Annotated in this window: 8 protein-coding genes; 1 reads left to right on the top strand and 7 read right to left on the bottom strand. The window is 68.5% G+C overall.

The genetic code is table 11. The features are described 5' to 3' along the window. Positions 1-131 precede the first annotated feature (131 nt). A complete protein-coding gene (locus tag ABY44_RS02710) occupies positions 132-512 on the bottom strand; it encodes a DUF805 domain-containing protein (RefSeq protein ID WP_060174989.1) in 381 nt (126 codons plus the stop codon). A 375-nt stretch (positions 513-887) separates the two neighbouring features. On the opposite strand from ABY44_RS02710, the gene ABY44_RS02705 reads away from it, so the two are divergent. After that, entirely contained in the window at positions 888-1,292 is a 405-nt protein-coding gene (locus ABY44_RS02705; protein ID WP_060174988.1) for a hypothetical protein, read from the top strand. A 95-nt stretch (positions 1,293-1,387) separates the two neighbouring features. On the opposite strand, the gene ABY44_RS02700 is transcribed toward ABY44_RS02705, so the two are convergent. From ABY44_RS02700 to ABY44_RS02675, 6 genes are all read right to left on the bottom strand, one after another. Beyond that, entirely contained in the window at positions 1,388-1,885 is a 498-nt protein-coding gene (locus ABY44_RS02700; protein ID WP_021162681.1) for a VOC family protein, read from the bottom strand. A gap of 176 nt (positions 1,886-2,061) precedes the next feature. After that, the gene (locus ABY44_RS02695; protein ID WP_027788641.1) at positions 2,062-3,300 is read right to left on the bottom strand and encodes a DUF3443 family protein; all 1,239 of its coding nucleotides are present in this window, start codon (positions 3,298-3,300) and stop codon (positions 2,062-2,064) included. A gap of 16 nt (positions 3,301-3,316) precedes the next feature. Further along, positions 3,317-3,820: a DUF2844 domain-containing protein gene (locus ABY44_RS02690; RefSeq protein ID WP_027788642.1), complete on the bottom strand. Its 504-nt coding sequence runs from the start codon at positions 3,818-3,820 to the stop codon at positions 3,317-3,319. Between the two features lie 268 nt (positions 3,821-4,088). Further along, positions 4,089-4,820 (bottom strand): protein phosphatase CheZ, encoded by a 732-nt coding sequence (cheZ, locus tag ABY44_RS02685; protein ID WP_027788643.1) that lies wholly within the window; start codon positions 4,818-4,820, stop codon positions 4,089-4,091. A gap of 1 nt (position 4,821) precedes the next feature. After that, complete coding sequence (cheY, locus tag ABY44_RS02680; protein ID WP_006485893.1) at positions 4,822-5,217, bottom strand: chemotaxis response regulator CheY; 396 nt, start codon at positions 5,215-5,217, stop codon at positions 4,822-4,824. Between the two features lie 67 nt (positions 5,218-5,284). Next, a complete protein-coding gene (locus ABY44_RS02675; protein ID WP_027788644.1) occupies positions 5,285-6,376 on the bottom strand; it encodes a protein-glutamate methylesterase/protein-glutamine glutaminase in 1,092 nt (363 codons plus the stop codon). Positions 6,377-6,425 lie beyond the last annotated feature (49 nt).

Raw genomic sequence — 6,425 nt, 5'->3', positions numbered from 1 at the left:
CTTGGGGCTTGGGGCCGAGCGACGACGGCGCGAAGCTGGGAAATGGTGAAGCGGTTGGTGAAGCGGTGAAGCGGGTGCGGCGCGAAACCAGGCCCCGACGCGACAGCGTCGCGCGCCGGGGCAGGCGTCGGTCAGGCCGCCGCGATCGGGTCCGCGCCGAAGCGGTTCGGGCCTTCGGTGCCGCGCGAGCACATCCACACGAGCAGCAGGATGCCGCCGACGATCGGGATCAGCGCCAGCAGCAGGAACCAGCCCGAGCGGCCCGTATCGTGCAGCCGGCGCACGCTGACCGCGATGCTCGGAATGATCAGCGCGAGCGAAATCAGGCCGAGCACGACGAGCAGCAGCAGCGTGATCAGGCCCGCGTCGTGGCTCCCCGCGCCGACGACCTGCGCGACGATCGACAGCACGCAGGTGAGCAGCGCGAAATACCAGTATTCGGCACGGCGCGCGCGGCCTTCGAATGTCGCGTATTTATTGAGTACGGAACGAACGGCTTCTGAAAAATTCATCTTATTACCCTCCTGTTTTATATTGATGACCCCGGAAACAACGCCGGCATTATATGTTTGAATTTCGGCGGGCTCCAATCTATTTTCACATGGCGGGTAATGCGCACGCCCGGCTGCAGCGCCCGCCGGCACGGCGCGGGAACGGCTGCCGCAGCGGAATGCGGCGCCGCAGGCTTGCATGCCGCGTCATTTTAATAATCTTGAACACCTGACATAAACGACAGCCCCCGATAATCCAGTACCTGACTACAGCAAAATGAAACCGGGGTCGATCGATAATCGCCGCGAGTACCGCATTCGATTAACCGGCCGATATTACGCCGGCGCGCAAAGCGCGCTACGCTTCGTCATTCCCGATTCCGGTCGAACCGCACCATGCTCCGTCATCCGTTCGTTCCGTCGCTGTCGCTCGCCTGCGCGCTGGCAGCCGGCTGCGCGGGCACGCCGGCCCTGCCGCCCGGCGCGCAGGCGCCTGACGCACCGCACCCCGGCACGATCGCCCTGCACCATGCGTGGAACGGGTCGACGCAAACCCTGCGCGCGCAGGATGTCCCCGCGAGCGTCGCTTTCCGCTGCGCCGACGCGCGCGGCGAACCGTCGGATCGCGCCCGCGCGGCCTGGTGCGTGCCGGTCGTCGAGATCGAATCGGTGTCGGTCGATGCCGCCGGGCGCCCGGTCGCGCCGGCCGATGCCGTCCGGATCGAAAGCACCGCGTACGGGCCCGGCCACCGCTTCCTCGACCATACGCAGCTGATGCGTACCGGCCGGCCGCCGGTCTAGTGCCCGTATGCGGCGATCACGGGCTTCCCGGCCCGTGCCGGCCACGGGGCGCCGGCGAGGCCCCGTTCACGCCGATAACAGGCCGGCGCACGCGCCTAGCCCGCCGCCGCCCGCTGCAGCGCGGCGAGATCGAGCTTCTTCATCGTCATCACCTGCGCCATCACGCGCTCGGCGCGCGCGGGATCGCCCGCCATCAGTTCCGGCAGCTGCACCGGCACGACCTGCCACGACACGCCGAACCGGTCGCGCAGCCAGCCGCACTGTTGCGCGCGCTCGTCGCCACCTTCGGACAGGCGCGCCCAATAGCGGTCGATTTCGTCCTGGTCCCGGCAGTTGACGACGAACGACACGGCCGGCGTGATCTGGAACACGGGGCCGCCGTTCAGCGCGATGAACGCCTGCCCGTCGAGCTCGAACGCGACGGTCATCACCGCGCCCTCCGCGCTGCCGGATGCGTGCGCGCCGGCCTTGCCGTAGCGCGCGACGTGCACGATGCGCGCGTTGTCGAACACCGACACGTAGAAACCGGCGGCCGCCTCGGCGTCGCGGTCGAACCAAAGGAACGGGGTGATGCGTTGTATGCGCGGGCTCATGGCGCTGCCTCCTCGATGTCGTGCCGGCACGGCCGCCGGTATTACATCGTAGGCGCTGTGCCCGCACGCGGCAGCGCTCCGGCCCGGCCGGTCGTGCCGCGCCGTGCGCGGCCGCCGGATAAAAAAAGGGGGCGATCTCTCGCCCCCCGTTCCCTTCGGCGTGCGGCCCTGCCGCGTCAGAACGCGACGAAAGGCGCCGCGCCGCCGGTCGAGGTCTTGTCCATCCCGAAGTAGATCGTCCTGCCGTAGAAGTGCGGCATGCCGATGTCGAGCCAGCTGGACGAACCGAACGGGCCCGCGATGTCGTTGAACGCGTACGTCGACGGGTTCGAGAACAGCGAATCCGCGTTCGCGATGGACATCGACACGGTCGCGGCCACGCCGTTCTGGCCGCTCAGCGTCGCCGAGTAGCTGGCCGGCGGCGATGACGGGCAGTAGAACTGCGTGTTCTTCGAGCAAACCGTCTGCCCCGAATCGTTGAAGAAATACGCGTTCGAGCCCGTATCGAAGAACGCGGTCACGTTGCGCCCGAGGAACGTCGCGCTGACGTCGCCCGTCGTGGTCGACGTCATCACGGTCTTCCCGGTCAGGTCGGGCAGGCCGAACGTCAGCGTCCCGGTGGAGCTGGCCTGCCCGCTGTTCGAGATGCCCGGCATCGTCACGCTCACCCCGCTGCTGTCGGCGAAATGATGAACCGGGTTGGCCACCTGCTGCGCCACCGGCACGAGCGCGACCGCGCAGTTCGCGTTGTCGCCGTTCGGGCACGCGTAGTAGTTGTTGCTCGACGACGTCGACGTCGCGCAGGTCGTGCCGCAGTCGACCGGCGCCGGCCCGATGCCGAGAATCCCGTTCGCGCCGAGCGCGCTCGCCGAGTTGGCCGACGCACCGCCGTTCGTGCACGAGGCCGGCACGTTCGTCGTGCCGAGGTCGCCGATGATCTGCACGGGCAGCGAGCGCGCCTGCTCGGCGCCGATCGACAGGTCGACCGTGCGCACCGAACCCCACGTATAGCTCGACACGAACTTGCCGCACTCGGCGACCGGCGCGCCGCCGCTCGTCACCTGCGGGAGGCTGCCGAGCACGCCCGACACCGCACTGCCGACGAGCCGCAGCCCGTAGGACGCGGTATCGACGAGCACGTTGCTGACCACCTGGCAGTTCGACGTGCCCGGCGCGCAGACCTTCACGCTGATGGTCGGGATGTTGATCACGTTCGCCACGCCGGCGTTGACGTTGATGACGGCCGTGTTCCCGGAGTTGCCGTCCGAGCCGCCCGAACCGTTGTTGCCGTTGTTGCCCGAGTTGCTGCTGCCGCCGCCGTCGCCGCCGCCGCCGCATGCGGTCACGAGGACGGCCGTTGCCGCCGCGAGGCCCAGCACGCCGAGCCAGCGCTTGAATGTACGAGGAATGCTCAAGATCGCTCTCCCGCTGTCACTGGATGTCGGTGCCGGCCAGGCCGGCAGGCAGCGCCGCCGGCAGCCAGGCCTGGCCCGAGAAGGCGCCCATGTGGCCGCCCGTCCGGATCACGAGGCCGCTCGTGTCGACGGACACGGGTGCGCGCCAGCCGCGCGCCTTGTGCGCCGCCTGAACGCCTGCGGTGTACTGCGGGAAATAGCTGCCGAGCAGCGACGCGAGATCCGGCATCGTCGGCCCTTGCCATGCGAGGCCGAACACGCTGCCGGCGGCCGACGTGTACTCGTGAATGACGGTGCCCGACCCGAGCGTGATTTCGCGGACGGTATAGGCGGCGGTACTCGCCTGCACGCCGTCCGCCGAACGCATCGCGCGCTGCAGCGCGCGCACGCTTGCGGCCTGATCGTCCGCCGGCGGCGACATCGGTGCGCCGCCCAGTTCGGCGTGCGCGTGGACGGCCCACAGCACACCCGTTGCAGCCGTCGCGTGCGCGACGGCGCGGCCCAAGCGTTTCAGCTTCACATTCCCTCCCACGGGACTGGCTTCGTGGCGGCGTGCGCGGCGATCATGCCTGCGCCGCCTGCCGACGTATGAGTCGTATGAATGACGCTTCGTTGCTGCTGACGCGTAGTATGCCTGCTGAGTGTGTCGAAGTGTCAATTCGACGCAGGCCGACCGGCGCGTGCGCAGGCGGCGAGCCCGGGTAAACGTGGTGGACGTTGTGGAAACGGCGCGACGCATGCATCGCGCAGCCCCGCGAAACGGAGGCGCGCCGATGCACGCGGCAGGGTCAGAAGCCCAGGCTGGCGAGCAGGTCGTCGACCTGCCCCTGGTCCTGGACCACGTCGGATTTGCCTTCCGGCGCGATCTGCGGGCCGTTCAGCAGCGACTCGGGGCTGCCGGTCGAGCTCATCTGCTCGGCGGCGAGCGCGGCCGCGGTGGCCGCGAACTGCTCGCGCCGCTCGGGCGCGATGTTCTCGACGAGCACCGTGAGGAGCTGCTGCTCGATCAGGTAGACCATGTCCATGATCTTCTTGATCACCTGCCCGGTCAGGTCCTGGAAATCCTGCGCGAGCATGATCTCGAGCAGTTGCGCGCTGGTCGCCGACGTCGATTCGGGCAGCGTGCGCAGGAACGTGCGCGTATCGTCCATCAGCTCGCGCACTTCCGCGTGCTCGATCGGCGCCGCATACCACTGCGCCCAGCGCGCGTCGAGGGCTTCGGCTTCGTTCTGGAGGCGCGCCTGCATCGGCTTGGCCACCTCGATCGCATTCAGCACGCGCTCGGCGGCCTGCTCGGTCATCGTCGCGACGTAGCGCAGCCGGTCGCGCGCATCGGGCACGGCTTCGGCCGCCCGCTCGACATGCTTGTCGAGCCCGAGCTCGCGCATCGAATCGCGCAGCGTGCGCGTGACATGGCCGATGCGCGCGAGGATGCGGTCGCTCGCGTAATCGGCACCTTCGGCCTGGCCGTCTGCGCTGAACCCGGCGCCCGTCAGCGCGGCATGGATCGGCTCGTTCACGTCAGCTCCCGGCCTTCGCCATCTTGTCGATGATCTTGTTCAGCTTCTCGTCGAGCGTCGCGGCCGTAAACGGTTTCACGACGTAGCCGCTCGCGCCGGCCTGCGCCGCCGCGATGATGTTCTCCTTCTTCGACTCGGCCGTGACCATCAGCACCGGCAGGTGCGTGAGCGTCGCGTCCGCGCGGATTTCCTTCAGCATCGCGAGGCCGTCGAGGTTCGGCATGTTCCAGTCCGAGATCACGAAGTCGTAGCCGCCGCCGCGCAGCCGCGCGAGGCCGGCGAGGCCGTCCTCGGCCTCGTCGACGTTCGAGTAGCCCAGCTCCTTGAGCAGGTTGCGGACGATCCGGCGCATCGTCGGGAAATCGTCCACCACCAGGATTTTCATGCTCTTGTCCATCGTCGTTCCTTTCCAGATTCGTTTCCGTCGGGACGCGTATCGTGGCACGCGCCCCGTGACATTCCATTCAAACGCGCTGCACGCGATCGCCCATCGTCGCCAGGCGCGCCATCACGCGGCGGCTCATGTCGGCGAGCGGCGCGATCTCGTCCGCGCCGCCGAGCGCGATCGCCTCGCGCGGCATCCCGAACACGATGCAGCTTGCTTCGTCCTGCGCGAACGTGTGGGCGCCCGCGCGTTTCATTTCCAGCAGGCCGGCCGCGCCGTCGCGGCCCATCCCGGTCAGGATCACCCCGATCGCGTTCTTGCCCGCGTGCGTCGCCGCCGAGCGGAACAGCACGTCGACCGACGGACGGTGCCGGTTGACCGGCGGCTCGTCCGACAGTTGCGCAATATAGTTCGCCCCGCTCCTCGCAAGCAACAGGTGCGCGTGGCCCGGCGCGATATACGCGTGGCCCGGCAGCACACGCTCGCCGTGCTCGGCTTCCTTCACCGCGATCCGGCACAGGCCGTTCAGCCGCTGTGCGAACGATTTCGTGAAGCCCGGCGGCATGTGCTGCGCGATCAGCACGGCCGGCGCATCCGGCGGCAGCGGCGTCAGCACTTCGCGGATCGCCTCGGTGCCGCCCGTCGATGCGCCGATGATGATCAGCTTCTCGGTACTGACGAGCGGGTTGTTGATCATCGGCGCGGCCGCGTGACTGTCCGCCGCGCGCGCGACGGCCTGCGGCTGCGGTGCCTGGCGCACGCGCGCACGCGACGCCGCGCGGATCTTGTCGGCGAGCTTTTCCGCGTAGTCGAGCATCCCGTCGCGAATCCCGACGCGCGGCTTCGTGACGAAATCCACCGCACCGAGTTCGAGCGCGCGCAGCGTGATTTCCGAGCCGCGCTCGGTCAGCGACGACACCATCACGACCGGCATCGGCCGCAGGCGCATCAGCTTCTCGAGGAAGTCGAGCCCGTCCATGCGCGGCATTTCGACGTCGAGCGTGAGCACGTCGGGGTTGTGCTGCTTGATGAGCTCGCGCGCGACGAGCGGATCGGGCGCGGTCGCGACCACCGTCATGTCGGGCTGGCTGTTGATGATCTCGGTCATCAGGCTGCGGATCAGCGCCGAATCGTCGACGCACAATACTTTGATCTTCTGCACTGCGGTCATGCCTCCTGCTTTCTTGATAGGTTCGCCGCATACGGGCTGCCGGCTGGCG

The organism is Burkholderia sp. ZZQ-2 (assembly GCF_050768715.1).
Classification (GTDB): Bacteria; Pseudomonadota; Gammaproteobacteria; order Burkholderiales; family Burkholderiaceae; genus Burkholderia; species Burkholderia cepacia.
The sequence above is the reverse complement of the archived record's forward strand: the minus strand, read 5'-3'. Positions and strand labels throughout refer to the sequence as shown.

Bases quoted from the DNA above. Each gene is read 5' to 3' on its own strand.
- ABY44_RS02710 (WP_060174989.1), bottom strand. From the start codon at position 512: ATGAATTTTTCAGAAGCCGTTCGTTCCGTACTCAATAAATACGCGACA.
- ABY44_RS02705 (WP_060174988.1), top strand. From the start codon at position 888: ATGCTCCGTCATCCGTTCGTTCCGTCGCTGTCGCTCGCCTGCGCGCTG.
- ABY44_RS02700 (WP_021162681.1), bottom strand. From the start codon at position 1,885: ATGAGCCCGCGCATACAACGCATCACCCCGTTCCTTTGGTTCGACCGC.
- cheY (WP_006485893.1), bottom strand. From the start codon at position 5,217: ATGGACAAGAGCATGAAAATCCTGGTGGTGGACGATTTCCCGACGATG.
- ABY44_RS02675 (WP_027788644.1), bottom strand. From the start codon at position 6,376: ATGACCGCAGTGCAGAAGATCAAAGTATTGTGCGTCGACGATTCGGCG.